This is a genomic window from Pleomorphomonas carboxyditropha (genome assembly GCF_002770725.1).
GTDB lineage: Bacteria > Pseudomonadota > Alphaproteobacteria > Rhizobiales > Pleomorphomonadaceae > Pleomorphomonas > Pleomorphomonas carboxyditropha.
The window spans coordinates 1-26,219 of sequence record NZ_NQVN01000032.1; the positions used below are offsets into that span (position 1 = coordinate 1).

Sequence of the window (26,219 nt, forward strand, 5' to 3'; positions counted from 1 at the left end):
CATGCACCAATACAACCACTGTCCACGAAAGATCCTTGGCTACAGGACCCCAGCCGAGGTATTCGAAGACTTCCTCACTGTTGCGCTTCAAACGTGAATCCATCCTCCGCCTTCGCGCAGGATGACACTCTATGGGAAGGGGGGCAAGGATGGAGGGCGATACGCTATCCGGCTGTTTCCTATATATAAATCTGTCATCCTATGCGAAGGCATAGGACCTCGGGCAGGAGAGAACGAGCGGCGGATATAGGTCTCCAACCAAACTGGAGCTCTGCCTTGCATCGTCGAGTTTCAGGCCACCCCTCTCCCTGGTCCCTTTCCCACAAGGGGCGAGGGGACGATGGGAGTTGCCGACCCATTTCCCGGTCAAGCCGAGCCTTCCAGTAAGGGGTAGACCCGAACCGCGTCCCCTCGCCCCTTGTGGGAGAGGAGGACATTGCAAATCTGCCTAACAAAGCCGCCAATTGAAAGCGGAGCGGGGTTTGCGGCCGCGCGCTTTTCATCTATAAGCCCGGCAACGGTCCGAACGACGATCACCCTTCTTGCTGCCCGCCCCGGTCGGTGCCCCGCGCACCGGCCGCGTTTACACGCGAGTGAAGATGCCCAGACGCACCGATATCGACACCATCCTCATCATCGGCGCCGGCCCGATCGTCATCGGTCAGGCCTGCGAGTTCGACTACTCGGGCACCCAGGCCTGCAAGGCCCTGAAGGCGGAAGGCTACCGCATCGTCCTCGTCAACTCCAACCCGGCCACCATCATGACCGACCCGGAGATGGCGGACGCCACCTACATCGAGCCGATCACCCCGGAAATGGTGGCGCGAATCATCGAGCGCGAGCGGGCCGAGCGGCCGGACGACCGCCTCGCCCTCCTGCCGACCATGGGCGGCCAGACGGCGCTCAACACCGCGCTGTCGCTGAAGAAGATGGGCGTGCTCGACAAGCACGGCGTCGAGATGATCGGCGCCACCGCCGAGGCGATCGACAAGGCCGAGGACCGCGAGCTGTTCCGCGAGGCGATGACCCGCATCGGCCTCGACACGCCGAAGGCCGCCTTCGTCAACACCTCGGCCCTCAAGCAGCAGTTCCGCGCCGAATACGAGGCGCGCCGCGCCGCGGCGATCGCCGCCCATCCCGAGGACGACGCCCGCGCCAAGGCGCTCGCCGCCTTCGAGGGCGAATGGGCCGCCGACGAGAAGGCCCGGCGCGAGGAATACAACCTCACCGCCCGCCTCAATGCGCTGAAGGCCTACAAGGTGACCGGCCTGCCGGCCATCATTCGCCCGTCCTTCACCATGGGCGGCACCGGCGGCGGCATCGCCTACACCATCGAGGAACTCTACGACCTCGTCATGTCCGGCGTCGAGGCCTCGCCCACCAACGAGGTGCTGGTGGAGGAATCGGTGCTCGGCTGGAAGGAGTTCGAGATGGAGGTCGTCCGCGATCGCGATGACAACTGCATCATCGTCTGCTCCATCGAGAACGTCGATCCGATGGGCGTCCACACCGGCGATTCGATCACCGTGGCGCCGGCGCTGACGCTGACCGACAAGGAATACCAGATCATGCGCAACGCCGCCTGCGCGGTGCTGCGCGAGATCGGCGTCGAGACCGGCGGCTCCAACGTGCAGTTCGCCGTCAACCCGGCCGACGGCCGGATGATCGTCATCGAGATGAACCCGCGCGTGTCGCGCTCCTCGGCGCTGGCTTCCAAGGCCACCGGCTTCCCGATCGCCAAGGTGGCCGCCCGCCTCGCCGTCGGCTACACGCTGGACGAGCTCGCCAACGACATCACCGGCGGCGCCACGCCGGCCGCCTTCGAGCCGACCATCGACTACGTCGTCACCAAGATCCCGCGTTTCGCCTTCGAGAAATTCCCCGGCGCCGAGCCCAACCTGACCACCGCCATGAAGTCGGTCGGCGAGGTGATGGCCATCGGCCGCACCTTCCAGGAATCGCTGCAGAAGGCGCTGCGCGGCCTGGAGACCGGCCTCTCCGGCCTCAACGAGATCGAGATCGCCGGTGCCGGCACCGACGAGCGCGGCGCCATCCGCGCGGCGCTCGGCGTCCCGACACCCGACCGGCTGCGCCACGTGGCCGAGGCGATGCGTCGCGGCTTCACGCTGGACGAGATCTACGACATCTCCCACATCGACCCGTGGTTCCTGCGCGAGATCCACGGCATCGTCGAAACCGAGGCCAGGATCCGCAAGAACGGCCTGCCGGAGACGGCCGGCTGGCTGACCCGCCTCAAGGCCATGGGCTTCTCCGACGCCCGCCTCGCCGAACTCGCCCACAAGCCGGTCGAGGACGTCAAGGCGCTGCGCGACAGCCTCGGCGTCCACCCGGTCTACAAGCGCATCGACACCTGCGCCGCCGAGTTCGCCTCGCCCACCGCCTACATGTATTCGACCTACGAGACGCCGTTCGCCGGCAAGCTCGCCGACGAGGCGCAGCCGTCCGACAGGAAGAAGGTGGTCATCCTCGGCGGCGGCCCCAATCGCATCGGCCAGGGCATCGAGTTCGACTACTGCTGCTGCCACGCCTGCTTCGCGCTCTCCGACGCCGGCTACGAGACCATCATGGTCAACTGCAACCCGGAGACCGTCTCCACCGACTACGACACCTCCGACCGCCTCTACTTCGAGCCGCTGACCGGCGAGGACGTGCTGGAAATCCTGCGCGTCGAGCGTGAGAACGGCACGCTCACCGGCGTCATCGTCCAGTTCGGTGGCCAGACGCCGCTGAAGCTCGCCGACACGCTGGAGCGGGCCGGCATCCCCATCCTCGGCACCTCGCCCGACGCCATCGACCTTGCCGAGGACCGCGACCGCTTCAAGCGCCTGCTCGACAAGTTGGCCCTCAAGCAGCCGAAGAACGGCATCGCCTATTCCATCGAGCAGGCCCGCCTCGTCGCCAACGAATTGAAATTCCCGCTGGTGGTGCGCCCCTCCTACGTGCTGGGCGGCCGCGCCATGGAGATCATCCGCGACGAGGCCGGCTTCGACGCCTATCTCTCCGGCACGCTGCCGGCGCTGGTGCCGGCCGACGTCAAGGCGCAATACCCCAACGACAAGACCGGCCAGATCAACATGGTGCTCGGCAAGAGCCCGCTGTTGTTCGACCGCTACCTCTCGGACGCCATCGAGGTCGACGTCGACGCCCTCTCCGACGGCAAGGAGGTGTTCGTCGCCGGCGTCATGGAGCATATCGAGGAGGCCGGCATCCACTCGGGCGATTCGGCCTGCTCGCTGCCGACCTATTCGCTGCCGGCCGCCACCGTCGAGGAACTGAAGCGCCAGACCCGCCAGCTCGCCCTCGCCCTCGACGTCGTCGGCCTGATGAACGTCCAGTATGCGGTGAAGGACGGCACCATCTACATCCTGGAGGTCAACCCGCGCGCCTCGCGCACCGTGCCCTTCGTGGCGAAAACCATCGGCCGGCCGGTGGCCAAGATCGCCGCCCGCGTCATGGCCGGCGAGACGCTCGCGAGCTTCGCCCTCGAGGAGCGGAAGCTCGGCCACGTGGCGGTGAAGGAGGCGGTGTTCCCCTTCGCCCGCTTCCCCGGCGTCGACACGGTGCTCGGCCCGGAGATGCGCTCGACCGGCGAGGTGATGGGCCTCGACCGCAATTTCTCGGTGGCCTTCGCCAAGGCGCAGCTCGGCTCCGGCACCAAGGTGCCGACCGCCGGCACGCTGTTCGTCTCCATGCGCGACGCCGACAAGCCGCGCATCCTCGATTCGGTGCGCGGCCTCGTCGAGATCGGCTTCAAGGTGATCGCCACCGCCGGCACCCACGAGTATCTCGTCGAGCACGGCATACCCGCCGTTCTCACCAAGAAGGTGCGCGAGGGCCGGCCGCATTGCGTCGACGCCATCAACAACGGCGAGGTGCAGCTCGTCTTCAACACCACCGACGGCGCCCAGGCGCTCGCCGATAGTCGTTCATTGCGCCGCGCTGCCCTCTTGCAGAAAGTTCCATATTATACCACCTTGGCGGGGTCGATCGCGGCGGCGCGCGGAATCGGAGCATGGTCCTCCGGCGTACGCGAGGTTCGCCCGTTGCAATCCTACTTCGGCCAGGCCGGGTAGGACGGAATTGGCGTGTCGCCAGGGCATCCGCCCGAAAAGCGGATGCCTGAGGGCGGCATGCCCGTGTCACAGAGCCGCCGGCTGGGTTCCGGGAGGGGCTTGACCCCGGCGGCGCAGGAAACATCGCGGCCCGGTGCCTTTGGCGCCGGGCGCTGTGATTTTTTGAAAGGCCTTGAGACCGATGGACAAGATCCCGATGACCGCCGGCGGGCACGCCGCTCTCGAGAGCGAGTTGCAGCGGCGCAAATCCGAGGAACGGCCTCGCATCATCGCGGCGATCGCCGAAGCGCGCGCCCATGGCGACCTCTCCGAAAACGCCGAATATCACGCCGCCAAGGAGCAGCAGAGCCACAACGAGGGCCGCATCTCCGAGCTGGAGGACATGCTGTCGCGCGCCGAGATCATCGACGTCGCCAAGCTCACCGGCACGACGGTGAAGTTCGGCGCCACGGTGAAGCTGGTCGACGAGGACACCGAGGAGGAGAAGACCTATCAGATCGTCGGCGACGCCGAGGCGGACGTCAAGGGCGGCCGCATCTCCATCTCCTCGCCGATCGCCCGCGCCCTGATCGGCAAGTCGGTGGGCGATTCGGTGGAAGTCACCGCCCCCGGCGGCGCCCGCGGCTACGAGATCCTCGACGTGGTGTTCAGGTGAGAGGAGCGTGGCGTCGCGGCAGCCGCGCGACGCCGCCGTTTCCGGGTTCGTGACGAGACATCGATTGAAAATTGCCGTCATCCTGCCCCGCAGAACGCACTTCGGCCCGGACAAGGCCACCGCGATCGACCTTTGCGCCTACGACTTCGTCCGCTTTTCCCGCTACCGTGACGAGACCGTCGTCGTCGGCGAGGCCCTCGACCGGCCGTTTGCCGGCGTCCGCTTCGTCGGCGTGCCGCGCCGGCCCGGCCAGAGCCAGGCATCCTTCTCCGATGCGCTAGCCGCTACTGCTGCGGCCGAGCGGCCCGACGTGGTGGTGGTCCACCAGCACATCCCCTCGGCCCGCCGCATCGCCGGCCGCTTCCGCGACCGGCCGGTGCTGCTGCACCGCCACAACAATCCCAAGAAGCCGCAAGGCTGGCTCGGCCGCTGGCTGGAGGCGCGGAAATACGCGCCCTTTGCCGCCATCGTCCTGATCAGCGCCTTCACCCGCGACCGCCTCGTCGCCCTCTTCCCGCGCCTCGCAGGCAAGGCCTACGTGGTGCACAACGGCCTCGACCTCGCCGAGTGGCCGGCCGCCGACGCCAAGCGCCGGGACATCCTGTTCGTCGGCCGGGCCGTGCCGGAAAAGGGCGTGCTGGAGGCGGCGCGCGCCGCCGTATCGGCCCTTGGAAATAATCCCGACTGGCGCGTCCGCTTCATCCTGAGCGGTCTCGACGGCAACGCCGCCTATGCGGCCGAAGTCGCCGAAGCGCTGCGGCCGCTCGGGGAACGAGCCGAGATCCTCCGCGACCTGCCGCACGCGGCCGTGCGCGAGGCGTTCCGCGAGGCCGCCATCGCGCTGGTGCCGTCGCGCTTCGAGGAGCCGTTCGGCCGCACCGCCATCGAGGCGATGGCCGGCGGCGCGGCGCTGATATGCTCGCTGCGCGGCGGCCTCAGGGAGATCGCCGAGGGCGTGTCGCTCGCAATCGACCCGGACGACCCCGCCTCCATCGCCGAAGCGATCGCCCGCCTGATCGGCGACGCGGCGCTGCGTCGCCGCCTTGCCGACGACGGCCGGAAAAGAGTGGAGACCGCCTTTGCCATCGAACGGTCGGCTGCCCGGCTCGATGACATTTATGATAGCGTCCACAAAGGGACGGGGGCTTGAGAGGATGAGCGACAAGGCGACGCGGATCGGCATCATGATCTGCACGGCAAAGCGGCCGCGCATGCTCGAGGACTGCGTCGACTCGCTGCTCGCCCAGCAACTGGCCGGGGATTGGCAGGTCGAGGTCTGCATCGTCGAGAACGACGCGGCGCCCACCTCGCGCGGCGTCGTCGAGGCCGTGCCGGCCGCCTCGCCGGTCAAGGTGCGCTATTATCAGGAGCCGCGCCGCGGCATTCCCTTCGCCCGCAACAAGACGCTCGAGGTCGGCCTTGCCAACGGCTACGACTGGATCGTGCTGATCGACGACGACGAGCGCGCCGACCCGACCTGGCTCGCTTGCCTGATGCGGACGGCCATCGAGCACGGCGCCGACGTGGTGTCCGGCCCGGTGCGCCGCAGCTACGAGGCGCCGCCGCCCCGGTGGTGGAAGCTCTTGAAGCCGATCGTCGGCCCTGATGGCATGACGCTCGACGAGGCGCCGACCAACAACACGCTCCTGAGCGCCAGATTGATCCGGCCCGACGGCGCCAATCTGCGCTTTGCCGAGGCGCTGACCTTCGGCTACGAGGACATCGACTTCTTCTCCCGCGCCCACAAGCTCGGCTACCGCATCGTCTGGTCGCCCGACGCCTTCGTCGAGGAGACCATCCCGGCGAGCCGGGTGCAGCCGGAGCGGCTGATCGCCCGCGTGCAGTCGACCGCCGCCGCCCAGGTGCTCGCCGCCAGGCTCCGCCGCGGCGCCGCGCGCACCTTCGCGACCTTCGCCCCCAAGGGCATCCGCCGGCTGATCGGCGGCGCGCTTCAGTGCGCCCTGTTCTGGCCGGGCAAGCGCCTGGGTTCGGAGAAGGCGACCGACAGCTATTATCGCGGCCGGCTCCGGCTGGCGCGCGGCCTCGGCATCTTCCGGGGTCTCTTCGCGATCCTTCCCAACTATTACAGCACCGTGGATGGCAACTGATGGTTCCTGAAGGCGAAGCGTTGCGGGTGGTACACGTCCACCTCGGCATCAAGGGCGGCGCCGAGCGCTTTTTCGTCAGCCTCGTCAACGCGCTGGCCGAGCGCGGCGTCGAGCAGAAGGCGCTGTTGTTTCCCGACCGCGTCTGGAAGAAGGACATCGAGGCGGTCTGCGGCATCGAGGAAATGCGCTTCAGCCGCTCGCACATCGCCCGCTTCTTCACCAACCGGCGGATCGCCGGCATCAACCGCGCCTTCCGCCCGCACGCCATGATGTCGTGGATGCCGCAGGCGACGCGCTGGATCCCCAAAGATCCCAATATCCTGACCGCCGCCCGCCTCGGCGACTATCCCGAGCGGCTCGACTATTTCGTCAACTGCGACTACCTCGTCTGCAACACGCCGGACATCGCCCGCGCCGCCGCCGGCATCGGCTGGGACATCAACCGCACCCGCGTCATCTCCAACTTCACCGACGTCGGGAAGGTGCCGCCGATCGACCGCGCCGAGCTCGACACGCCGCAGGACGCCTTCGTCATCTTGGGCATGGGCCGCTTCGTCGACCGCAAGGGCTTCGACACGCTGATCCGGGCGGTGGCGCCGCTTGAGGGCGCCATCCTCTGGCTGGTCGGCGAAGGCCCGGAAGAGCCCATGCTGCGCCAGCTCGCCACCGATCTCGGCTGCGCCGACCGCGTGCGCTTCCTCGGCTGGAGCATGGACCCCGGCCCCTACCTCGCCGCCGCCGACGCGCTCTCGATCCCCTCGCGCCACGAGCCGCTCGGCAACGTCGTGCTGGAAGCCTGGGCCGCCGGCAAGCCGGTGGTTGCCACGGCGAGCGAAGGCCCGAGCTGGCTGATCGAAAACAACGTCAACGGCCTCCTCGCCCCCATCGACGACCACACCGCCGTCTCCACCGCCCTCGCCCGCCTGCTCGCCGACCCAAGCCTTGGGGCGCGCCTTGTCGAAGCGGCTAGCGTCAAGCTGGAAAAAAGCCATTCCCGCAAGGCCATCGCCGATGCGTATGTGAGGTTTTTGTCGGAGGGGAGAGGGGAGCGGGGGTAATCCCGCCCGACAATACGGGTCTGGACTTCCGGAGACCTTCATAATCAGAGCAGATATGCCCGTACCCGTTCAGGATCTACAATTGGGTAGCCTTTCATAAAATACAAATGGAGAACAAACACGTGAAATTAGCAAAAAAAAGTGCAGTTATTAACAAAAAAATCAGACGATTTCTGTCACATAAGATGGATACTATCGTAGAGAACGACATTAAGAACTTAAGATTTTATCAATTCAAAAAGACAACCGCAGATTTTTTTTATAAAATTTATAAAAAGACCGATATAAAGATAGAAGATACGCCCCATTACGTCTTCGCTGTTGCGTTGCGCGATAAACGCGGAGTGGAGGAAGCAGAACAGTTCTATCGGGCCTACCTTGAAGCAAGCTGGGGACGGAATGAACCCGCAGGAAAGTACGATGAGAGAATTTCTGGCTTCAAGGCTCATTTCGTTGCGTGTGAAAATAATAAAAATATGCCTCGGCCTGTTCTGACTCCGTTGATTTCGTCAGAACCAATGTTCGTGGTGGATGGAAATCATCGGTTGGCAATTTGGGCTGCCTTGGGAAAAAAAGCAAAAGTTGAAATTCTCCCACCTGATCTTGCGATGTTGATTTTTTCTAAAGCACCAGAGTTTTACGGGAGCGGCTTTAGAGATATGCCCTATCAGAGCGTTTTTTTATCAGGCGAAAAAGTTGTGTCCGGCCGGAGAGACGACGCCTTAGAACGACTCAAAATTATTCCACCTGAAGTTATCAGAGATCAACGTATATTGGATGTTGCCAGTAATGTGGGAATGAGCTCCCTTCTTGCTCACCATCTTGGTGCAAATAGCTGTCTCGGCCTGGAGCTTTCGCAAAAGATGGTCGATTTGTCTACGCGATTTTCCATGTTTGACGGGAGATTTCCGGACGTAATATTCCGCAGATTCAACATAGATGTTGATAAACTTGACGATGATATTATATATGACACCGCATTTATGTTTTCTGTTTACAATCACCTTAAGGAGCCCGGAAATCTCTCCACCATCGCGATAAACAATGTTGCAAAGTGGGTTGTTTTCGAGGGGCATCCACAAACAGAAGAGAAAGACTATGCCAGCTTCTTCAAGTCCGGCCTATTTTCAGATGTGAAACTTCTCGGTTTTCTTTCCGAGTCGGTATTCAATACAACAAAAAATAGACCATTGTGGTTATGCCAGAAAACTATTTAGGAGGCTCTCCAATATGAGAAAAGTAAAAGTTTTTTCTGCCTCTGTTCGTGGAAAATTCGGAGAATCACCGGAGAACTTCGGAGATAACCTGATGCACCATTTACTCGGCGAATTATTCGACCTTGAAGTGCAATATGTACCACCCGCAGAAGCTGAACTACTTGGTGTTGGCAGCGTATTAGACGCGTATTGGCGGCGCGTGCACCGAGATTCTGTACCTATACGGAAACGCCGCCCTTGGAGGACCCTGCATATTTGGGGGGGCGGATTTATGACTTCGGAGTCGCGGCCAATCTGGCCTCAGCGAATAAGCTATCATGCAGTGCGAGGTCCACGATCACTCGAACGAATCCAAACGAAGAATAAAATATTTCTGGGTGATCCCGCACTTCTTTTACCACAGATTTGGCCGGGAGCAACAGTTCTAACAAAAAAAATTCTACTCGTCCCACACTTTGTTACTTTTCAATACTTTAATGATAAATATCTTAGTATCTTGCCAAAAGATTGGGGGATACTAAATCTTCTATCTTCACCTAGAGAAATATGCGAGAAAATATCGGGATCTGAGTTTATAATTTCTAATAGCCTACATGGACTTATCGTCGCGGATGCATATGGCGTTCCGTCTTGTCGCATTCATCCTTACGGTCCAATCAAAGGAGATGGATTTAAGTTCATTGACTACGAGGAACAAAGAGGGAAATTATTAAATGTTCCATATTATATGGAGGACATCCTAAACGGGAAGATAAATTTGAAAGATGAAGCGTTCAGTCCGTGCAGACCATCTGCATCGACTATCGAAGGTCTCATATCCTCCTTTCCTATGAAATAATTATTATTGACCTATGCCCCTGAAATGATCGCGATTTGAGGTAAAGCCCGTCAGTCCCGACGTAACCGACACCCACCAAATCCCGAGGGAGATTCCGGGGCTCAGGTCAACCCATCTTGCGGCGAGCCAGAAAACACGGATAGCGAACAATTTATTTATGGCGCGCTTTCCCAAGTAGAAGTTGCATTCCTGATAATTTTCTGGATTCCCCGAGCCTCGCGCCACTCGATTCCAATATCTCTGATCACCGGAGCGCTAGAGGGTGAGTATACATAATTCCGGAAGGGCTTAGCGAACCTCTCCAGTTCTATATTGACAGATGAATAGAACTGCTTTTCCGGGTCGCGAGCCGGATCCATCAGGGATGCGGCGGCGCGCGCGAATTCGCCCCTCAAAATGGAGGGCGACGTCGTGAATTGCGGCATGGACGTATAGATAGGAAGCTTCACCCCCATCAACCTCAGGTAATTCTTCTTTTTGTGAAAGCGTCCCTTCTTTCGAAAATCCCAGTTTTCGTTTCGATGGAATGATACTTGCTGAATGCGCCGGTCGTCGAAATGATTAAATATGTCTTGGCTTATATCGAAGTTGGCGACCCAGTCGTCTTCCAGATGAAAGACATAGTCTGCCTGCGTCGCCGACCACAGCCGCTTTACCGCCGCGCCGAAGCCCGCAGTCGCCGGCTCAAAAACAGTCGCAGCCGAAAAACGCGCGCGGACAATGGAAACGACCGCCCGATGATCGTCTTCCGAACCGAAAATAGGATCCAGGTTCACGAAGACCCGCGCCGGCACGCAACGGGAAAAGAAATGGTCCGAAAAACTCTGGAGCGTTACGGCCAGCAGGTCCGGGCGGCGCGAAGCAACCACGCAGAGATCAAACGAAGCCATTATTGCAGCCATGGATTGTAATTTGTGACGAAGCTTCCTTTTTTCTAGTTGCAAATTTATCCGCACGCAACAGACAAATGTATCTATGTACAACAGAAAAGCCTGACCCTTTTCACTCAATCAGGCTACCCTGTCGCGGTCTTTCCGGCCACGCCTCACCTCACCGGAGCCCCAGCCTCCGCCTCTCCTCCCACGTCATGGCGATCCTCAGCGCCCGGCCGGCGCTGAGGCTGATGGCGATGACGAAGCCTTCGGCGCCGACGGCGAACAGGCGGCGGATGAAGTAGTTTTTCACGAAGAACCAGATGGGGTCGGCGATCAGCCGCGCAACGGAGGGGTTGCGGCCCTTCTCGGCCCAGTCGCGGGCCGAAAGTTCGCTGTAGCTGCGGATCTTGTCCCACATGTGGGCGAAGGACTTCATCGAGATATGGGCGACGTCGCCCTTGAGCGTCACCGGTCTGGTGCCGTTGCGGATCTCCACCTTGTCGTGCACGGCGCTCGACTTGAAGCCGGCCCGCCGCCGGTCGTAGAGGCGGGGCGTCACGTTGGTCGGGTTGAAGAAGCCGGGCCGAAGGCTCGGCGCCAGGCGGCTGACGTGGCGGATGCGCAGCGAATAGGCGGCGGCGCGCGCCTCCTCCGGCAGGGCGAACACCGCGCGGATCGACGCCTTCACCTCGTCGAGCAGCACCTCGTCGGCGTCGAGGTTGAGCACCCAGTCGTATTTGCAAAGGCCTTCGGCGTAGACCTTCTGCTCGCCGAAGCCGGTCCAGTCGCGGTGATGGATGCGTGTCGTGTATCGGCGGGCGATATCGAGCGTGCCGTCGGTCGAGCCGCTGTCGACGATCACCAGGTCGTCGGTCAATCCGGCGAGGGCCTCCAGCACCAGTTCCAGCCGGTCGGCTTCGTCCTTGCAGATCACGAAGACGGACAGCGGCAGCGGCGACATGGAAGTTCCCTCGATTGGCAGGACCATGCCTGTCCTATCACGCGCCGGAGGCCGGCGGAACCGGCCGTTTGACCGCCAACGGCAGCGCTTTTTTCCGAAAGCCCAATGCGGTAAGTGAGGCGGGGGCCGCGACTGCCCGCCTGGGAGGACCGGATGCACCTGATGCTGACGCAGTGTTTTCCTCCGAAGCTCGGGGGCATCGAGAACATGATGGGCGGGCTGGCCGACGCCATCGCCGCATCGGGAAGCGAGCTGCTGGTGCTGGCCGATGGCGCGCCCGATCCATCGGCGACGCCCGGCTACCGGATCCGCCGCTACAACGGCTTCAAGCCGCTCCGGCGCTGGTGGAAGGCGAGAGCCGCCGAACGCGCGATCCGCCGGGAAAAGGTGGACGCCGTCTTCGCCGATAGCTGGAAAAGCCTCGAGCGCTTCCGGCCGTCCGGCTGCCCGGTCGTCTGCCTCGCCCACGGCATGGAGTTTCCGCCCAACCCCTCGACTGCCAAAGCCGCCCGCATCAGGGCCGCGCTCGCCAAGGCGACGCGGGTGATCGCCAACTCGCACTATACGGCCTCGCTCGCCGCGCCTTATGTCGATGCCGGACGCCTGTCCGTGGTGACGCCGCCGATCGATCCGCAGCCGGCCGCCGATCCGACCACCGTCGCCGAACTTACGGCGAAGTTCGGCACCGGCCCCATCATAGCCTCCCTATGCCGTCTCGAACCACGCAAGGGCATCGACCGCCTCATTCAAGCCATGGGCACACGCCCGACGCTTGCCGGCGCGCGCCTGCTGATCGCCGGTGGCGGCCCCGATCGGGCGCGACTGGAAGACATGGCCCGATCTTCACCGGCCGCCGCCAACATCCATTTTCTCGGCCGTGTCGACGAGCGGGTGAAGGCGGCGCTCCTGGCCGCATGCGACGTGTTCGCCATGCCGAGCCGACGCGAGGGCGCGTCGGTCGAAGGCTTCGGCATCGTCTATCTGGAAGCCGGCTGGTACGGCACCCCCTCGCTGGGCGGCGGCGATGGCGGCGCCTCCGACGCGATCAGGGACGGCGAGACCGGCCTCATCTGCGACGGCGCCAATGGCGAGGCGGTCGCCGCCGCGCTGGAGCGGCTGCTCGCCGACGCCGATCTCCGGGCGCGTCTCGGCGCGGCGGCGGCAAGCCACGCCCGCTCGCAGACCTGGGCGCAGAAGCTCGGGGACTACCTGCCGTCCCCGCCACCGAACACCATGGATTTGCCGGCGCCGGCCGGCCTATAAGACAGCATGTCCAGCCCGCCTCAAAACGCCCCCCGCATCCTGCAGCTTCTGCCCGCGCTCGGCGACGGCGGGGTCGAGCGCTCCACCGTCGAGATGGTCGGCTACCTGCGGGAAAGGGGCATCGCCAACTGCGTGGCGAGCGGCGGCGGCGACCTGGTGGCGGCCGTCGAGGCCGGTGGCGCCCGGCATTTCGCCATTGCCGTCGGCCGCAAGTCGCCGCTGGCCATCATCCGCAACGCCTTTGCCGTGGCCAAGGTGATCGACCGCGAGGCGATCGACATCGTCCACGCCCGCAGCCGGGCGCCGGCCTGGGCCGGCTTTCTGGCGACCAGGCTCGCCCGCCGCCGCTGCCGCTTCCTCGCCACCTTCCACGGCGTCTACGGCCACGGCAACGCGCTGAAGCGTCTCTATAATCGCGTCATGCTGGCCGGCCCGCTGGTGGTCGCCAACTCCCGGTTCATCCGCGACCATATCGAGACCGTCTACGGCTATCCGAAGGATCGCATCGTGGTGGCGGCGCGCGGCATCGAGCCGGAGCTGTTCGATCCCGGCCGCGTCTCCGACGCCGAGCGGGCGGCCATCCGCCGCGAGTTCGGCATGGATGACGGCGAGCCGATGCTGGTGATGGTCAGCCGCATCACCGGCTGGAAGGGCCACGCCGTGCTGGTCGACGCGCTGGCCCGCCTCGCCGACCGGCCCTGGCGCTTGGTGCTGGCCGGCAGCGGCAACGAGCGGACCATCGCCGACCTCAGGGCGCGCATCGACGGCCATGGCCTTTCCTCGCGCATCATCCTCGCCGGCAGCCGGCGCGACGTGCCGGCGATCCTCGCCGCCGCCGACCTCGCCTTTTCCGCCTCCACCGCGCCGGAGGCCTTCGGCCGCGCCGCCATCGAGGCCGAAGCGATGGAAACGCCGGTGATCGCCACCGACCATGGCGGCAGCCGCGAGACCATATTGCCCGGCCGCACCGGCTGGCTGGTCACGCCCGGCGACGCCGCGGCCATGGCCGCCGCCATCGCCGAGGCGCTGGCCGCGCCGGAGCGGCTCGGGGAGATGGGCCGGGCCGGCCGCGCCTTCGTGCTCGAAAACTACACCACGGCGCGCATGTTGAGCCAAGAGTTCTCCGCCTACCGGCGCCTGATGGACGAAACGCCATGACCCCGCCCTCGGTCTGGATCCTCACCGACGGCAAGGCCGGCGACGAGCAGCCGCTCGCCGGCATCGCCGAGGCGATGGGCGCCGCGCCGGAGTTTCGCCGCGTCCATCCGCGCAAGCCTTTCACATGGCTGATGCCCTGGGGACCCATCGACTGGCGCGAAAGTCCGGGCCGGCCGGGCTCGCCGCTCGCCCCGCCCTACCCCGACGTCTGCCTTGCCACCGGCCGGCGGGCCATTGCCTACCTCAGGCATCTGAAGCGCCTGTCGCCCACCACCTGCACCGTGCTGTTCAAGGACCCGCGCACCCGCCGCCACGGCGCCGACCTCGTCATCGTCCAGGCGCACGACAAGCTGCGCGGCCCCGATGTCAAGGTGGTGACGACGGCGCCCAACCGCCTGCCGCCGGCCCGGCTCGACGCCATCCGCGCCGATCCGCCGGCCGACCTCGCCGCCCTGCCGCGGCCGCGCCTTGCCGTGCTGGTCGGCGGCGACAGCCGCCATCACCGCTTCACGCCGGACGACATCGCCCGCCTCATCGCCGGCCTTCAGGAGAAGGTCGCCGCCGGCGCCTCGCTGATGATCACCGCCTCGCGCCGCACGCCGCCGGCGCTGGCCGCCGCGCTACGCGCACTCGCCAAGCGGAACGGGCGCGTCGTATTCTGGAACGGCGACGGCGCCAATCCGCTCGCCGCCTACATGGCGCTGGCCGACGAGCTGGTCGTCACCGCCGATTCCACCAACATGATCGGCGAGGCGGCCACCACCGGCCGGCCGATCCAAATCTTCCATCCCTCGGGCGGCCACCCCAAGATCGCTGCCTTCATCGCCCTGCTCGGTAAGGAGGCGCGCGTCGGCCGCTTTCCCGACGCGCCGGCGACCGGCGCCTATCCGCCGGTCAACTCGACGGCCGACATCGCGGACGCTGTGCTCACGGCCTTCAGGCGATAGGGCGAGGCGTGCGACGCCCGGCCGGACGATCACTTTGCAGGACCGCGCAAGTCCGGCGATCGGGGCCACGAGGCCTGCAGCCACCTAAGACGCGTGTCGAAAAAGCAATTGCAATCCATAATTGTACTACGCCCAAACTAAAAATCGAGTCGTTCTTCTTGTGACGGCCACCCTGCATTGAAACGTCTCGCCGGCAGGCCGGCGATCATGGCATAGTCGCCGCCAGGGATCATTCCTCGTGGGGGACTATCATGGGGCTGGGCTCTCGCCGTATCGCCTGCCTGCTGCTGATGGCTACCCTGCCATCCTGCGTGACGTCATCCCCCTTGCCGGAACCGGAGCCGGGCGCCTTCAAGGGCAGCGTGCTGGTGATGTGGGTCGGCGAGGGAGGGCGCAGCGGCGACGGGCGCTTCCTGTTCGTCCCCGATCCCAGGAACCCGCTGACCTTCAGGCGCCCCGGCGGCCGGCAAGCCACCGCCATCCGCCCCGAGATGATGTACACCGACGGCGGCTCGATCCCGCGCGTCGCCCAGATTTTCAACGGGCTTTCCCCCTGGGGCTACGCGCCGGCCTACATGATACACGACTGGCTGTTCGTGGCGCGCCACTGCCGCCGCGACGGCGACGGCGATCCGGCCTATGTCGGCGCCGGCGACCTGTCGTTCCGCGACAGTTACCAGGTGCTCGACGAGGCCATCGCGACGCTGGTGGCGGAGCGCAAGGTGGCGCGCAACGATGTGGCGCGCTCGGCCATCACCGCCGCGGTGGCCAGTCCCGTTGCCCGCCGGCTTTGGGACCAAAGCGGCGCCTGCGCCGGCGAAAAGGTGCGCCCGGAGGATGCCGCCGCCGCCGAGGCGGCCATTCCCGGCTCCGGTCGCCATCCCTCGATGGCGGCGGGGCCGCCGGCGGACGGCGGCGTTACGGCAGTCGTCGTCGGTCAGGTGGGATTCTAGAGCGGCGGGCGCCCGGATATATCCGGGCTGCCGTTCTAGGCTTTTGTTTATGCATCGGATTTTCCGAAAACCGGATTCCACTTTTCGGTCCGATGCTCTAGATCTCCGAGGACAAGGAACCGGATATTTCCCTCCACGCCTCTTTCTGCCCGAGGTCCTCCGCCTGCGCGGAGGATGACAACCTATCCATATGTTTCTTATATATAATTCTGTCATCCTCCGCGCAGGCGGAGGACCTCGGGCAGAATGGAACGAGGGGCTGCTATAGAGCTCCGAGGACGAGGGACGCCCTATATCCCCTCGCCCCGCCGCCCCTCACGAAGGCGCGGCGAAAGAAGCCGTCTCAGCCCGTTGCCTCGGCGGCCTCGGTCCGCGGCTTTTCGTCCTTGAACTGCAAGGCCCGGAGGTGGGCGTAGAGGCCGCCCTCGGCCATCAGTTGCGCATGGTTGCCGGACTGCACCACCTCGCCCTTGTCCATCACGTAGATGATGTCGGCGTCGCGCACCGTGGCGAGGCGATGGGCGATCACGAAGGTGGTCCGTCCCTTCATCAGCCGGCCGAGCGCCTCCTGGATGTCGCGCTCGGCCTGGGCGTCGAGCGCCGAGGTCGCCTCGTCGAGCAGCAGGATCGGCGCCTGTCTCAGGATGGCGCGGGCGATGGCGATGCGCTGGCGCTGGCCGCCCGAGAGGTTGCCGCCGCCCTCGCCGACCCGCGCCCCGAAGCCGCCGGGCATCGCCATGATGAAGTCGTAGGCGTTGGCGTCGCGCGCCGCCGCCTCGATCTCGGCGGGCGTGGCGTCCGGCCGGCCGTCGGCGATGTTGGCGGCCACCGTGCCGTCGAACAGGAAGGTGTCCTGCGTCACCAGCGCGATGTGCCGGCGCAGCGACTCGACGGTGAAGCGGCGGATGTCGGTGCCGTTGATCAGCACCGCGCCGGCCTTCGGGTCGAAGAAGCGCTCGACCAGCGAGAACACCGTCGACTTGCCGGCGCCCGACGGCCCCACCAGCGCCACCACCGAATTGGCCGGCGCCGTCAGGCTGAGGCTTCTCAGCACCGGCGCCTCGCCATAGGCGAAGTCGACGCGGTCGAAGCCGACGGTGGCCGTGTCGAACCTGGCCTCCACCGCATCCGGCGCCGACTGCAATTCCGGCACCAGGTCGAGCACCTCGTACATCATGCGCACGCCGACCAGCGCCCTCTCGATGTCGAGGTTGAAGCGGGCCAGCTTCTTGGCCGGCTCGTAGGCGAGCAGCAGCGCGGTGATGAAGGAGAAGAAGGCGCCGGGGTCGGCGTTGTAATGGACGATCTGGTAGCCGCCGAACATCACCACGAAGGCGATGGCGAAGCCGCCCAGCGTCTCCATCAGCGGGCTGGAGCGGGCGCCCAGCATGGCCATGCGGTTGGCGAGGCGCTCGACGTTGCCGGTCGCCACCTCGAAGGCGGCGCGCAGCCGGTCCTCCAGGCCGAAGGACTTGACGACGCGGATGCCCTGCACGCTCTCCTGGACGATGGTGATAATCTGGGCCGAGGTCATCACCTCCTTGCGCGCCGCCGTCCGCACCTTCTTGAGAAGATGGATGATGCCGTAGACCGCCGGTGGCGCGATCAGCAGCGACAGGGCCGACATGGTCGGGTTCTGCACCACCATGACGCCGACCAGCGAGACCAGCGTGAACAGGTCGCGGCCGAGGCTGAGCACCACCAGGTCGATCGCCGAGCGCGCCGCCGAGGCGTTCTGCGAGATGCGCATCATGATGTCGCCGAGGGCGTGGCGCTGGAAGAAGGCGATATCCTGCCGCAGCACCGCGTCGTAGAGCTGGCGCTGCAGCCGGGCGACCATGCTGTTGCCGATCTTGGTCAGCGTCACCGACGAGAAATAGGTGGCGAAGCCCTTGACGAGGTAGATGACGACGATGGCGCCGGCGATGACGAACACCAGCCCCCCGTTCTTGTCGATGAAGATCTTGTTGATGATGTCCTTGATGATATAGGCGCTGCCGGCCGTGGCCAGCGCCGCGACGATCATCATCGCCAGCGCGAAGACATAGCGCCACAGATAGGGGCGGAAGTTGGCGCGGAACAGGCGCACCAGCGGCCCGAGCTTCTGCTCCGGTCCGAGAAGACTGACGAGCCGGCCCTTCAGGTAGTTCAAGTGCACACTCCACGTCCGGCCGGTCCGTCGGCCAAAGCATCCGCCCGAAAAGTTGCAGACTTTTCGGACAGGCGGATGATACCGGGCAGCATCCGCCCGGAAAGTTGCAGACTTTCCGGACAGGCGGATGATACCGGGCGGCATCCGCCGAAAGTCGCGCACCTTTTCGCACAAATGGCCGCCGGAAAATAGACCGCAGGGACATGCTATGCTCGGCGGCGCCTGTCAACAGCGGGTCTCGCCTCATCGGACATCGGGAAAAGGCTTACCCTGCGCCCCCCCCTCTCTCCAACTCTCCCCCGCAAGGAGGGTTCGTCGAGCCGAATGGCACGAACTTTCAGGCCGATCAGCTCTGGCCGGAACCAAGCCGCACTCTCTCCACCTTGTTGGAGAGAGGGGCATACCGGGGAATAGGGATTTCCGCCCGCCTGTCCGGGCCTACACGATCACCGGCTCGTTCTTGATCTGCCGGAGCGTCAGGCTGGTGCGGACCTGGCCGACGTTGGGCGTCGCCGTCAACTGCTCGATCACGAAGTTCTGGCAGGTCTTTAGGTCGGGGGCGACGCATTTCAGGATGAAGTCGATCTCGCCCGACTGCATCCAGCTCTCGCGCACCAGGGGCCAGTTCTTCACCCGCGCCTCGAAGGCGAGGATTTCCGCTTCCGACTGCGAGGCGAGCGAGATGAAGGCGAACAGCGTCACGTCGAAGCCGAGCGTCTTCTCGTCGATCAGCGCCCGGTAGCCCTGGATGACGCCGGCCTCCTCGAGCGCCCGCACGCGGCGCAGGCACGGCGGCGCCGAGATGCCGACGCGGCTCGCCAGCTCGACGTTGGTCATGCGGCCGTCCGCCTGCAATTCGCGCAGGATCTTCCAGTCGATGGCGTCGAGACGGGCCTTCATGTCGCATCCTCCGCAGAGCCGTCCCAGGCCGCTTGTCGACCGGACGACTCAAATCCGGCCGGCGCGATCCCGTGGCCCTCGCTTCGGCCCGGAACATACCGTTCCGGTCGCCGCGGCGAAAGCATCTTTCGGCGGCACGAACACATATTATAAGCTCGCAGCCGCTTCCGCCGGCCATTCGGCAGGGGAAGAACCGCCGCGCCGACGGCCGCCGACGCCCCGCCGCCTTGAAACCGGGAGGCCGGACACCTACCATCCAGTCGATTCCAGGCGTCGCCGGACGGCGCCCAGCCGAAACCGCATCCCGGCCGGCGAACGAAACGAGACGAGCATGACGCACACCCACACCAAGGTCCTGATCATCGGTTCCGGCCCGGCCGGCTACACCGCCGCCATCTACGCCGCCCGCGCCATGCTGGAGCCGATCCTGATCGCCGGCCTGCAGCAGGGCGGCCAGCTCACCATCACCACCGACGTCGAGAACTATCCCGGCTTCGCCGACGCCATCCAGGGCCCCTGGCTGATGGAGCAGATGCGCGGCCAGGCCGAGCACATGGGCACCCGCCTCGTCTCCGACATCGTCACCTCGGTCGACCTTTCCAGGCGGCCGTTCCAGCTGACCTGCGATTCGGGCGACACCTATTCCACCGACGCGCTGATCATCGCCACCGGCGCCCAGGCGCGCTGGCTCGGCCTGCCGTCGGAGCAGAAGTTCCAGGGCTTCGGCGTGTCGGCCTGCGCCACCTGCGACGGCTTCTTCTATCGCGGCAAGCAGGTGGTGGTGGTCGGCGGCGGCAACACCGCCGTCGAGGAGGCGCTCTATCTCACCCACCACGCCGACAAGGTGACGGTGGTGCACCGCCGCGAGGCCTTCCGCGCCGAGCGGGTGATGCAGCACCGCCTGTTCTCCCACCCGAAGATCGAGGTGGTCTGGAACAGCGTCGTCGACGAGGTGCTGGGCAAGGAGGGCTTCCCGCCATCGGTCACCGGCGTCCGCCTGCGGAACGTCGTCACCGGCGAGACGCGCGATATCGCCGCCGACGGCCTGTTCGTCGCCATCGGCCACGCCCCGGCGGTGTCGCTGTTCACCGGCCAGGTCCGGCTGAAATCGTCGGGCTATATCTGGACGGCACCCGATTCGACGGCCACCTCGGTGCCCGGCGTGTTCGCGGCCGGCGACGTCACCGACGAGCATTTCCGCCAGGCGGTGACGGCGGCGGGCATGGGCTGCATGGCGGCGCTGGAGGCCGAACGCTACATCGGTGCCCTGGAAACCGATACCAAGGTTGCGTAACTAATTGGCGGGACGGTGCAATTCAGGGCTTGCGCCGGAACGGGGAAGCGTCGAACCTAAAACGCCTGTTCCGAAAAGTTTTCATATTCTTCGGATAAGCGGATGTGGCAAGGTAGAGACGGTCATCCACCCGAAAAGTTGCAAGACTTTTCGGATCAGCGGATGCGACAGACAAGAGACAGTCATCCGCCCGAAAAGTTGCAAGACTTTTCGGATCAGCGGATGAGACGGACAAGAGACGGTCATCCGGCCGAAAAGGTGTAGGACTTTTCGGATCGCTGGATGCGGCGGAACAAACAAGCGGCAAGGCCGGTCCTGTAGACTGGCGCCTGCCCGACGAGAGCAAGCGATGGCCGGTGCGCGGCCGTCGGCAACGATGGGGGCGGCAAAGGGGGACGCGATGGATTGGGACAAGCTCAGGATATTCCACGCCGCCGCCCACGCCGGGAGCTTCACCCACGCCGGCGACAGCCTGAACATGAGCCAATCCGCCGTCAGCCGCCAGGTCAGCGCCCTCGAGCAGGATCTCGGCGTGCCGCTGTTCCACCGCCACGCCCGCGGCCTGATCCTCACCGAGCAGGGCGAGCTGCTCTACCGCGCCGCCCATGACGTGCTCCTGAAGCTCGAGGACGTGCAAGGCCGGCTGACCGACAGCCGCGAGCGCCCCTCCGGCTCGCTGCGCGTCACCACCACCGTCGGCATCGGCTCCACCTGGCTGACCTCGCGCGTCGACGAGTTCGTCGACCTCTACCCCGACGTCCAGTTGCAGCTCATCCTCAACGACGACGAGCTCGACCTCGCCATGCGCCAGGCCGACGTCGCCATCCGCCTGCGCCAGCCGACGCAGCCCGACCTGATCCAGCGCAAGCTGTTCACGGTGCACTTCCACCTGTTCGCCTCGCCGGCCTACATCAAGCGCTTCGGCAGCCCGAAGACCATCGAGGACATCGACCAGCACCGGATCATCACCTTCGGCGTCGCCGCGCCCAACTACCTGCGCGACATGAACTGGCTCGAAAGCGTCGGCCGGCCCTACGACAACCCGCGCCTGCCGGCCCTCAGGGTCAACAACCTCGTCGCCATCAAGCATTCGGTGCAGCGCGGCGTCGGCATCGCCCTTCTCCCCGACTATATCGTCGAGGAGGACTCGGGGCTTCAGCAACTGATCCCCGAGGTCGACCTGCTGTCCTACGACACCTATTTCGTCTACCCCGACGAACTCAGGAACTCGGCGCGCGTCCACGCCTTCCGCGACTTCCTGGTGTCGAAGGCGCAACGCTGGTCCTATTGAGAGAAGCCGGTCGGAAATTCCACGCCGGCGGCCGTCTCCCGGACCCGAATTTCAAAAACGGTTTCCAAGCCGGCAAACAATGCCAACGTATCGTTGTGCACCCGGCGCAGGCTTCGCGTTTTCCCTTAGCGGAAAACCCCGATGAAGCGCAAACGCCTCACGAAGACGTTACGGTTTGGGCAAAATAACCGGGATATTGCATAGCAGATTTGCAGATTGCCTGCTTGTTTTGCATCGATGGCAGGTGCATATAGACCTTAGCTGATGTGTTGGTTCCCTCGCCATCCTCCCGGCGAAAGCGAATCTTCAGCTGTTCCCCTCTGGAAGGTGCGGTATCGTCCCTGCGATCCGCATTCCAAAACTAACAGCCGGGCCCCGTGCCCGGCTTTTTTTTGCCTTCGTCCAGACTGGCAGCCTTCCCCTCCGCGAACCGACGGTACGGTGACCGCGCCCGATATGCGCGCGGCGTTGCCGGAAGCTTTGCCGGAAGCTTTGCCCGAATCTTTTCTGTCGAAACAAAAATCTACCCATGGGAAGGCGATACAGCCACGCGCAACCTTTAGATGCTTTGCTCGGCCGGAGCATCGCCGGAACATCGAGGGAGCGGCCAAATGGTGTCGACCTACCTGAGCTACACGCTTCTGACCCGTGACCTCGACAAGTCGCTGGTCCGGATCGCCCAGCAGGCCAGCGTCAAGCGCGAGGCGGAGTACTACCAGAGCAACATCGGCAAGGTGAAATCGGTCGACGGCTTCATGAAGGACGACCGGCTCTACCGGTACGCCATGAAAGCCTACGGCCTCGAGGACATGACCTATGCCAAGGCCTTCATGCGCAGGGTACTGGAGAGCGATCTGCTCGATTCGTCGAGCTTCGCCAACAAGCTGACGGACGCCCGCTACCGGCAATTCGCCGCGGCGTTTTCGTTCAGGAACGACGAGAGCGCCGTCGTGCAGTCGTCCAGCCAGACCGACGGCCTGGTCGAACTCTACACCACGACGGTCAACAAGCAGGCGACATCGGTTGGCGACGACACCCGCTACTACAACGTGGCGATCGACCGCGTCGGCAACGTCAACGACCTGCTGAACGACAACCGGCTGCGCAACTACGTGTTCACGGCCTTCGGCATCCAGGACAGCCATTACGCGCGGCAGGACATGGCGGCCGTCCTGAGCAGCGATCCGGCCGACCCGGCGAGCTACGTCAACACCGTGTGGGGACCGCGCCGCGACGACGCGACCACCCGGCGGAACAGCGCCCGCGACGCCGTCGACGACGCAACCGCCAGGATCGACGACTACACGCATCAACTGGCGCTGCCGGACGCCGATATCCCGGACCTGAACGCCAAGATCGCCGAGCAGCGGCGCCTGCAGGCGGTCGCCTGGGCCGACATGAACACCCAGGACGCGGCGCTCGTCACCATCAACCGCTATTTCGATCTCGCCGCCGCCTTCCAGTTCTCGGCCGACGGAACGCTGCCCGACGGCGTCAAGGCCCAGACCGAACAAAGCCGCGACGCCACCAACCGCCTGTACGTCGCCAACCAGCCGAGGACGTCGCCGACCGGCGCGCTGATGGAAAGAAGCATCTTCGAGGACAAGGTGGCCAGCGCCCGGACCGTCGACGAACTTCTCGACGACGGCGCCGGCGGCAGGCGCATGGCAAGTTTTCTCGGCACCGCCTTCGGCCTCGGGGCCATGCTGCCGGAAACGATCAGGAGCATCCTGACGAGCGATCGCGACCCTGCCAACCCGAACAGCTTCGTCAACCAGGCCGGCCGGTGGAAGGAGCCGTTCACCCGGCTGATGAATGCGTTCAACTTCAAGCAGGATGGAACGCTCGACGCCGCCGACGCTGCGCAATCCCAGGCGCAGACGACGTCGGCGACCAGCGCCTACATGTCGGCCTACAACGACGCCGACGAGGCGGCCGACCGTCTGGCGATCAAGAACTTTCGCGAGAGCGTCTATACGATCACCTCGCTCGACAAGTTCCTGACGACGCCCAAGGTGTATAATTTCGCATTGCAGTCGGTCGGCCTCGACCCAGCCAGGGTCTCGCTGGACACCATCAAGAAGGTCATGAAAAGCGACCTCAACGACCCCAACAGCTACGTCCATCAACTCAAGGACGACCGCTACCTCCAACTGGCCCGCAGTTTCAATTTCGACGGCAAGGGCAACCTCACCACGCCGCTGGTCGCCCAGGACCGCAGCGAGATCGCCGATATTTCAAAGGACTACATCATCGCGAAAACGAAGTTCGCCAAGGGTGTGGAACTGACCGCCCTGCGCAAGAAGGCGGACGCCGACGCCGAGTACTACCGGACCGCCATCGCCGGCGTCGACAGCGTCGCCGATCTCCTCGCCGACCGCAAGGCCGTCGACATCCTGCTGGTCGCCAAGGGGCTCGACCCCAAGAAGGTCAGCACCGACTATCTCAGGAAGGTCCTGACCTCGGATCGCAATGATCCGAAGAGCTTCGCGAACGCGGCGAGCGACAAGCGCTTCGCGGAAATCGCCAGCGCCTTCAATTTCGACACGTCCGGCAACGTCGTGCGCGTGGTGACGGTCGGGCCGCAGAAGCCGGTTCAGGTCAGGGAGACCGTCGACGGCTACTACCAGCAGACGATGGAAACCCAGGAGGGAAACAGCAATCCGGGCGTCCGGCTCGCCCTCTATTTTCGCCGCAAGGCGGCGGATATCCGCACCGCCTACGACATCCTGGCCGACCCGGCGCTGTCGCAGGTGTTCCGCACCACCTACAACCTGCCCGACGCCACGGCGAACATGGAGATCGACCAGCAGGCGCGCGTCGTCGAGAAATATCTCGATCTCAAGGACCTCTCCGACCCGCAAAGGCTGGAAAAGCTCCTGCAGCGCTTCACCGCCATGTACGATCTCACCAACAACAAGGCCGGCAGCCCGTCGCTCGTCACCCTGATGCAGGGGTCCGGCGGCAGCATCAACCAGAATACCCTGATGGCGATCGCCAAGCTCGGCCGGGCGCATGGATGACGGAACCGAAGTCCGCTCCGGTCCGATGTTTCGGGCGAAACGGCGCCGGCCTTCGGTCTCCGCATGGCCGGGCCGCGCTTGCCGATGCGGTTTGACCTTGCGTGAGGCCGCGCGCCGCAATAGAGCAGGATGGTCGTATTTAAACCGATACGATTGATCTGTCCCAGCGTTTGGAGACGCCCTTCCATGTCCTTCCTTGCCCAGTCGCTTGCCCGCGTGAAGCCGTCCGCCACCATCGCCGTCACCAACAAGGCCCGCGAGCTCAAGGCCGCCGGCCGTGACGTCATCGGCCTCGGCGCCGGCGAGCCGGATTTCGACACGCCGGACAACATCAAGGAAGCCGCCATCAAGGCGATCCACGACGGCAAGACGAAATACACGGCGGTCGACGGCATTCCCGAACTGAAGGCGGCCATCGTAGACAAGTTCAAGCGCGAGAACGGCCTGACCTACAAGCCGGCCGAGATCACCGTCGGCACCGGCGGCAAGCAGGTGCTCTACAATGCGCTGATGGCGACGCTGAACCCCGGCGACGAAGTGCTGATCGCCGCCCCCTACTGGGTGAGCTATCCGGACATGGTGCTCTTGGCCGGCGGCACCCCCACCTTCGTCGAGGCGTCGATCGACACCAACTTCAAGGTCACCGCCGAGGCGCTCGACAAGGCGATCACCCCCAGAACGAAGTGGTTCATCTTCAACTCGCCGTCCAACCCGTCGGGCGCCGCCTACAGCCGCGACGAGCTGAAGGCGCTGACCGACGTGCTGGTGCGCCATCCGCACGTCTGGATCATGACCGACGACATGTACGAGCACCTCGTCTACGACGACTTCGTGTTCGCGACGCCGGCCGAGATCGAGCCGTCGCTGCTGTCGCGCACGCTGACCGTCAACGGCGTTTCCAAGGCCTATTGCATGACCGGCTGGCGCATCGGCTACGCCGGCGGCCCGGCCGAGCTGATCAAGGCCATCGCCACGATCCAGTCGCAGTCGACCTCCAACCCCTCGTCGATCTCGCAATATGCGGCGCTCGAGGCCCTCACCGGCCCGCAGCACTTCATCGCCGAGAACAACAAGGTGTTCAAGGAGCGCCGCGACCTCGTGGTGTCCATGCTGAACCAGGCCAAGGGCATCCATTGCCCGACGCCGGAAGGCGCCTTCTACGTCTACCCGTCCTGCGCTGGCCTGATCGGCAAGAAGACGGCGGCCGGCAAGACGATCGCCTCCGACGACGATTTCGTCACCGAGCTCCTGGAATCGGAAGGCGTCGCGGTGGTGCAGGGCTCGGCCTTCGGCCTCGGCCCCAACTTCCGCATCTCCTACGCCACCTCCACCAAGGACCTCGAGGAAGCCTGCATCCGCATCCAGCGCTTCGCCTCCTCGCTGTCGTAAGCGCTGCCACCCCGGTTTGAACAATGAGGGATCGGAGCTTCGG

Annotated in this window: 19 protein-coding genes; 15 read left to right on the forward strand and 4 right to left on the reverse strand. The window is 64.6% G+C overall.

The window, feature by feature from the left end:
- Positions 1 to 599: 599 nt before the first annotated feature.
- The 7 genes from carB to CJ014_RS28415 all read left to right on the forward strand — a co-directional run bounded on the left by carB (position 600) and on the right by CJ014_RS28415 (position 9,970).
- A complete protein-coding gene (gene carB, locus CJ014_RS25010) occupies positions 600 to 4,094 on the forward strand; it encodes a carbamoyl-phosphate synthase large subunit (RefSeq protein ID WP_100083234.1) in 3,495 nt (1,164 codons plus the stop codon).
- 181 nt (positions 4,095 to 4,275) lie between these two features.
- Positions 4,276 to 4,749 carry a transcription elongation factor GreA gene (gene greA / locus CJ014_RS25015; protein ID WP_100083235.1) on the forward strand — a complete coding sequence of 158 codons (474 nt, stop codon included), beginning with the start codon at positions 4,276 to 4,278 and terminating at the stop codon, positions 4,747 to 4,749.
- 64 nt (positions 4,750 to 4,813) lie between these two features.
- A complete protein-coding gene (locus tag CJ014_RS25020; protein WP_133121944.1) occupies positions 4,814 to 5,899 on the forward strand; it encodes a glycosyltransferase family 4 protein in 1,086 nt (361 codons plus the stop codon).
- A gap of 4 nt (positions 5,900 to 5,903) precedes the next feature.
- Positions 5,904 to 6,857: a glycosyltransferase family 2 protein gene (locus tag CJ014_RS25025; RefSeq protein WP_165790989.1), complete on the forward strand. Its 954-nt coding sequence runs from the start codon at positions 5,904 to 5,906 to the stop codon at positions 6,855 to 6,857.
- Positions 6,857 to 7,915: a glycosyltransferase gene (locus CJ014_RS25030; RefSeq protein WP_245427641.1), complete on the forward strand. Its 1,059-nt coding sequence runs from the start codon at positions 6,857 to 6,859 to the stop codon at positions 7,913 to 7,915. The genes CJ014_RS25025 and CJ014_RS25030 overlap by 1 nt, the downstream gene beginning before the upstream one ends.
- A 122-nt stretch (positions 7,916 to 8,037) precedes the next feature.
- The gene (locus CJ014_RS27690; RefSeq protein WP_165790990.1) at positions 8,038 to 9,132 is read left to right on the forward strand and encodes a class I SAM-dependent methyltransferase; all 1,095 of its coding nucleotides are present in this window, start codon (positions 8,038 to 8,040) and stop codon (positions 9,130 to 9,132) included.
- A gap of 271 nt (positions 9,133 to 9,403) precedes the next feature.
- Positions 9,404 to 9,970: a polysaccharide pyruvyl transferase family protein gene (locus CJ014_RS28415; protein ID WP_425351958.1), complete on the forward strand. Its 567-nt coding sequence runs from the start codon at positions 9,404 to 9,406 to the stop codon at positions 9,968 to 9,970.
- A 155-nt stretch (positions 9,971 to 10,125) separates the two neighbouring features.
- Here the strand turns inward: CJ014_RS28415 and CJ014_RS25040 are convergent, their stop codons facing one another.
- Together CJ014_RS25040 and CJ014_RS25045 are read right to left on the reverse strand one after the other, a co-directional pair.
- Entirely contained in the window at positions 10,126 to 10,860 is a 735-nt protein-coding gene (locus tag CJ014_RS25040; RefSeq protein WP_100083264.1) for a glycosyltransferase family 2 protein, read from the reverse strand.
- 160 nt (positions 10,861 to 11,020) lie between these two features.
- Positions 11,021 to 11,806 (reverse strand): glycosyltransferase family 2 protein, encoded by a 786-nt coding sequence (locus CJ014_RS25045; protein WP_165790991.1) that lies wholly within the window; start codon positions 11,804 to 11,806, stop codon positions 11,021 to 11,023.
- 162 nt (positions 11,807 to 11,968) lie between these two features.
- On the opposite strand from CJ014_RS25045, the gene CJ014_RS25050 reads away from it, so the two are divergent.
- The 4 genes from CJ014_RS25050 to CJ014_RS25065 all read left to right on the forward strand — a co-directional run bounded on the left by CJ014_RS25050 (position 11,969) and on the right by CJ014_RS25065 (position 16,127).
- Positions 11,969 to 13,069 carry a glycosyltransferase family 4 protein gene (locus CJ014_RS25050; protein WP_165790992.1) on the forward strand — a complete coding sequence of 367 codons (1,101 nt, stop codon included), beginning with the start codon at positions 11,969 to 11,971 and terminating at the stop codon, positions 13,067 to 13,069.
- Positions 13,070 to 13,075: 6 nt separating this feature from the next.
- Entirely contained in the window at positions 13,076 to 14,227 is a 1,152-nt protein-coding gene (locus CJ014_RS25055; protein ID WP_100083241.1) for a glycosyltransferase family 4 protein, read from the forward strand.
- Positions 14,224 to 15,174 (forward strand): mitochondrial fission ELM1 family protein, encoded by a 951-nt coding sequence (locus tag CJ014_RS25060; protein ID WP_100083242.1) that lies wholly within the window; start codon positions 14,224 to 14,226, stop codon positions 15,172 to 15,174. The genes CJ014_RS25055 and CJ014_RS25060 overlap by 4 nt, the downstream gene beginning before the upstream one ends.
- A 251-nt stretch (positions 15,175 to 15,425) precedes the next feature.
- On the forward strand, positions 15,426 to 16,127 hold the full coding sequence (locus CJ014_RS25065; protein WP_133121946.1) for a hypothetical protein: 702 nt from the start codon (positions 15,426 to 15,428) through the stop codon (positions 16,125 to 16,127).
- Positions 16,128 to 16,470: 343 nt separating this feature from the next.
- On the opposite strand, the gene CJ014_RS25070 is transcribed toward CJ014_RS25065, so the two are convergent.
- Positions 16,471 to 18,279, reverse strand: coding sequence for an ABC transporter ATP-binding protein (locus CJ014_RS25070; RefSeq protein ID WP_207765861.1), 1,809 nt, complete (start codon positions 18,277 to 18,279; stop codon positions 16,471 to 16,473).
- A gap of 438 nt (positions 18,280 to 18,717) precedes the next feature.
- Complete coding sequence (locus tag CJ014_RS25075; protein ID WP_100083245.1) at positions 18,718 to 19,179, reverse strand: Lrp/AsnC family transcriptional regulator; 462 nt, start codon at positions 19,177 to 19,179, stop codon at positions 18,718 to 18,720.
- A gap of 331 nt (positions 19,180 to 19,510) precedes the next feature.
- Between CJ014_RS25075 and trxB the strand changes: the two genes are divergently transcribed.
- From trxB to CJ014_RS25095, 4 genes are all read left to right on the forward strand, one after another.
- Complete coding sequence (gene trxB / locus CJ014_RS25080) at positions 19,511 to 20,473, forward strand: thioredoxin-disulfide reductase (protein ID WP_100083246.1); 963 nt, start codon at positions 19,511 to 19,513, stop codon at positions 20,471 to 20,473.
- Between the two features lie 400 nt (positions 20,474 to 20,873).
- Positions 20,874 to 21,764, forward strand: coding sequence for a LysR family transcriptional regulator (locus CJ014_RS25085; protein WP_100083247.1), 891 nt, complete (start codon positions 20,874 to 20,876; stop codon positions 21,762 to 21,764).
- A 611-nt stretch (positions 21,765 to 22,375) separates the two neighbouring features.
- Positions 22,376 to 24,787, forward strand: a complete 2,412-nt coding sequence (locus CJ014_RS25090) for a DUF1217 domain-containing protein (protein WP_100083248.1) — start codon at positions 22,376 to 22,378, stop codon at positions 24,785 to 24,787.
- Positions 24,788 to 24,973: 186 nt separating this feature from the next.
- Entirely contained in the window at positions 24,974 to 26,176 is a 1,203-nt protein-coding gene (locus tag CJ014_RS25095) for a pyridoxal phosphate-dependent aminotransferase (RefSeq protein WP_100083249.1), read from the forward strand.
- The last annotated feature ends 43 nt before the right edge of the window (positions 26,177 to 26,219 follow it).

What these genes read in the sequence shown, in the direction of transcription:
- CJ014_RS25040 (WP_100083264.1), bottom strand. Translation starts at nt 10,860, where the DNA reads ATGGCTTCGTTTGATCTCTGCGTGGTTGCTTCGCGCCGCCCGGACCTG.
- trxB (WP_100083246.1), top strand. Translation starts at nt 19,511, where the DNA reads ATGACGCACACCCACACCAAGGTCCTGATCATCGGTTCCGGCCCGGCC.
- CJ014_RS25030 (WP_245427641.1), top strand. Translation starts at nt 6,857, where the DNA reads ATGGTTCCTGAAGGCGAAGCGTTGCGGGTGGTACACGTCCACCTCGGC.
- CJ014_RS25060 (WP_100083242.1), top strand. Translation starts at nt 14,224, where the DNA reads ATGACCCCGCCCTCGGTCTGGATCCTCACCGACGGCAAGGCCGGCGAC.
- CJ014_RS25050 (WP_165790992.1), top strand. Translation starts at nt 11,969, where the DNA reads ATGCTGACGCAGTGTTTTCCTCCGAAGCTCGGGGGCATCGAGAACATG.
- carB (WP_100083234.1), top strand. Translation starts at nt 600, where the DNA reads ATGCCCAGACGCACCGATATCGACACCATCCTCATCATCGGCGCCGGC.
- CJ014_RS25075 (WP_100083245.1), bottom strand. Translation starts at nt 19,179, where the DNA reads ATGAAGGCCCGTCTCGACGCCATCGACTGGAAGATCCTGCGCGAATTG.
- CJ014_RS25055 (WP_100083241.1), top strand. Translation starts at nt 13,076, where the DNA reads ATGTCCAGCCCGCCTCAAAACGCCCCCCGCATCCTGCAGCTTCTGCCC.
- greA (WP_100083235.1), top strand. Translation starts at nt 4,276, where the DNA reads ATGGACAAGATCCCGATGACCGCCGGCGGGCACGCCGCTCTCGAGAGC.
- CJ014_RS25045 (WP_165790991.1), bottom strand. Translation starts at nt 11,806, where the DNA reads ATGTCGCCGCTGCCGCTGTCCGTCTTCGTGATCTGCAAGGACGAAGCC.
- CJ014_RS28415 (WP_425351958.1), top strand. Translation starts at nt 9,404, where the DNA reads ATGACTTCGGAGTCGCGGCCAATCTGGCCTCAGCGAATAAGCTATCAT.
- CJ014_RS25085 (WP_100083247.1), top strand. Translation starts at nt 20,874, where the DNA reads ATGGATTGGGACAAGCTCAGGATATTCCACGCCGCCGCCCACGCCGGG.
- CJ014_RS25025 (WP_165790989.1), top strand. Translation starts at nt 5,904, where the DNA reads ATGAGCGACAAGGCGACGCGGATCGGCATCATGATCTGCACGGCAAAG.
- CJ014_RS25090 (WP_100083248.1), top strand. Translation starts at nt 22,376, where the DNA reads ATGGTGTCGACCTACCTGAGCTACACGCTTCTGACCCGTGACCTCGAC.
- CJ014_RS25065 (WP_133121946.1), top strand. Translation starts at nt 15,426, where the DNA reads ATGGGGCTGGGCTCTCGCCGTATCGCCTGCCTGCTGCTGATGGCTACC.
- CJ014_RS25095 (WP_100083249.1), top strand. Translation starts at nt 24,974, where the DNA reads ATGTCCTTCCTTGCCCAGTCGCTTGCCCGCGTGAAGCCGTCCGCCACC.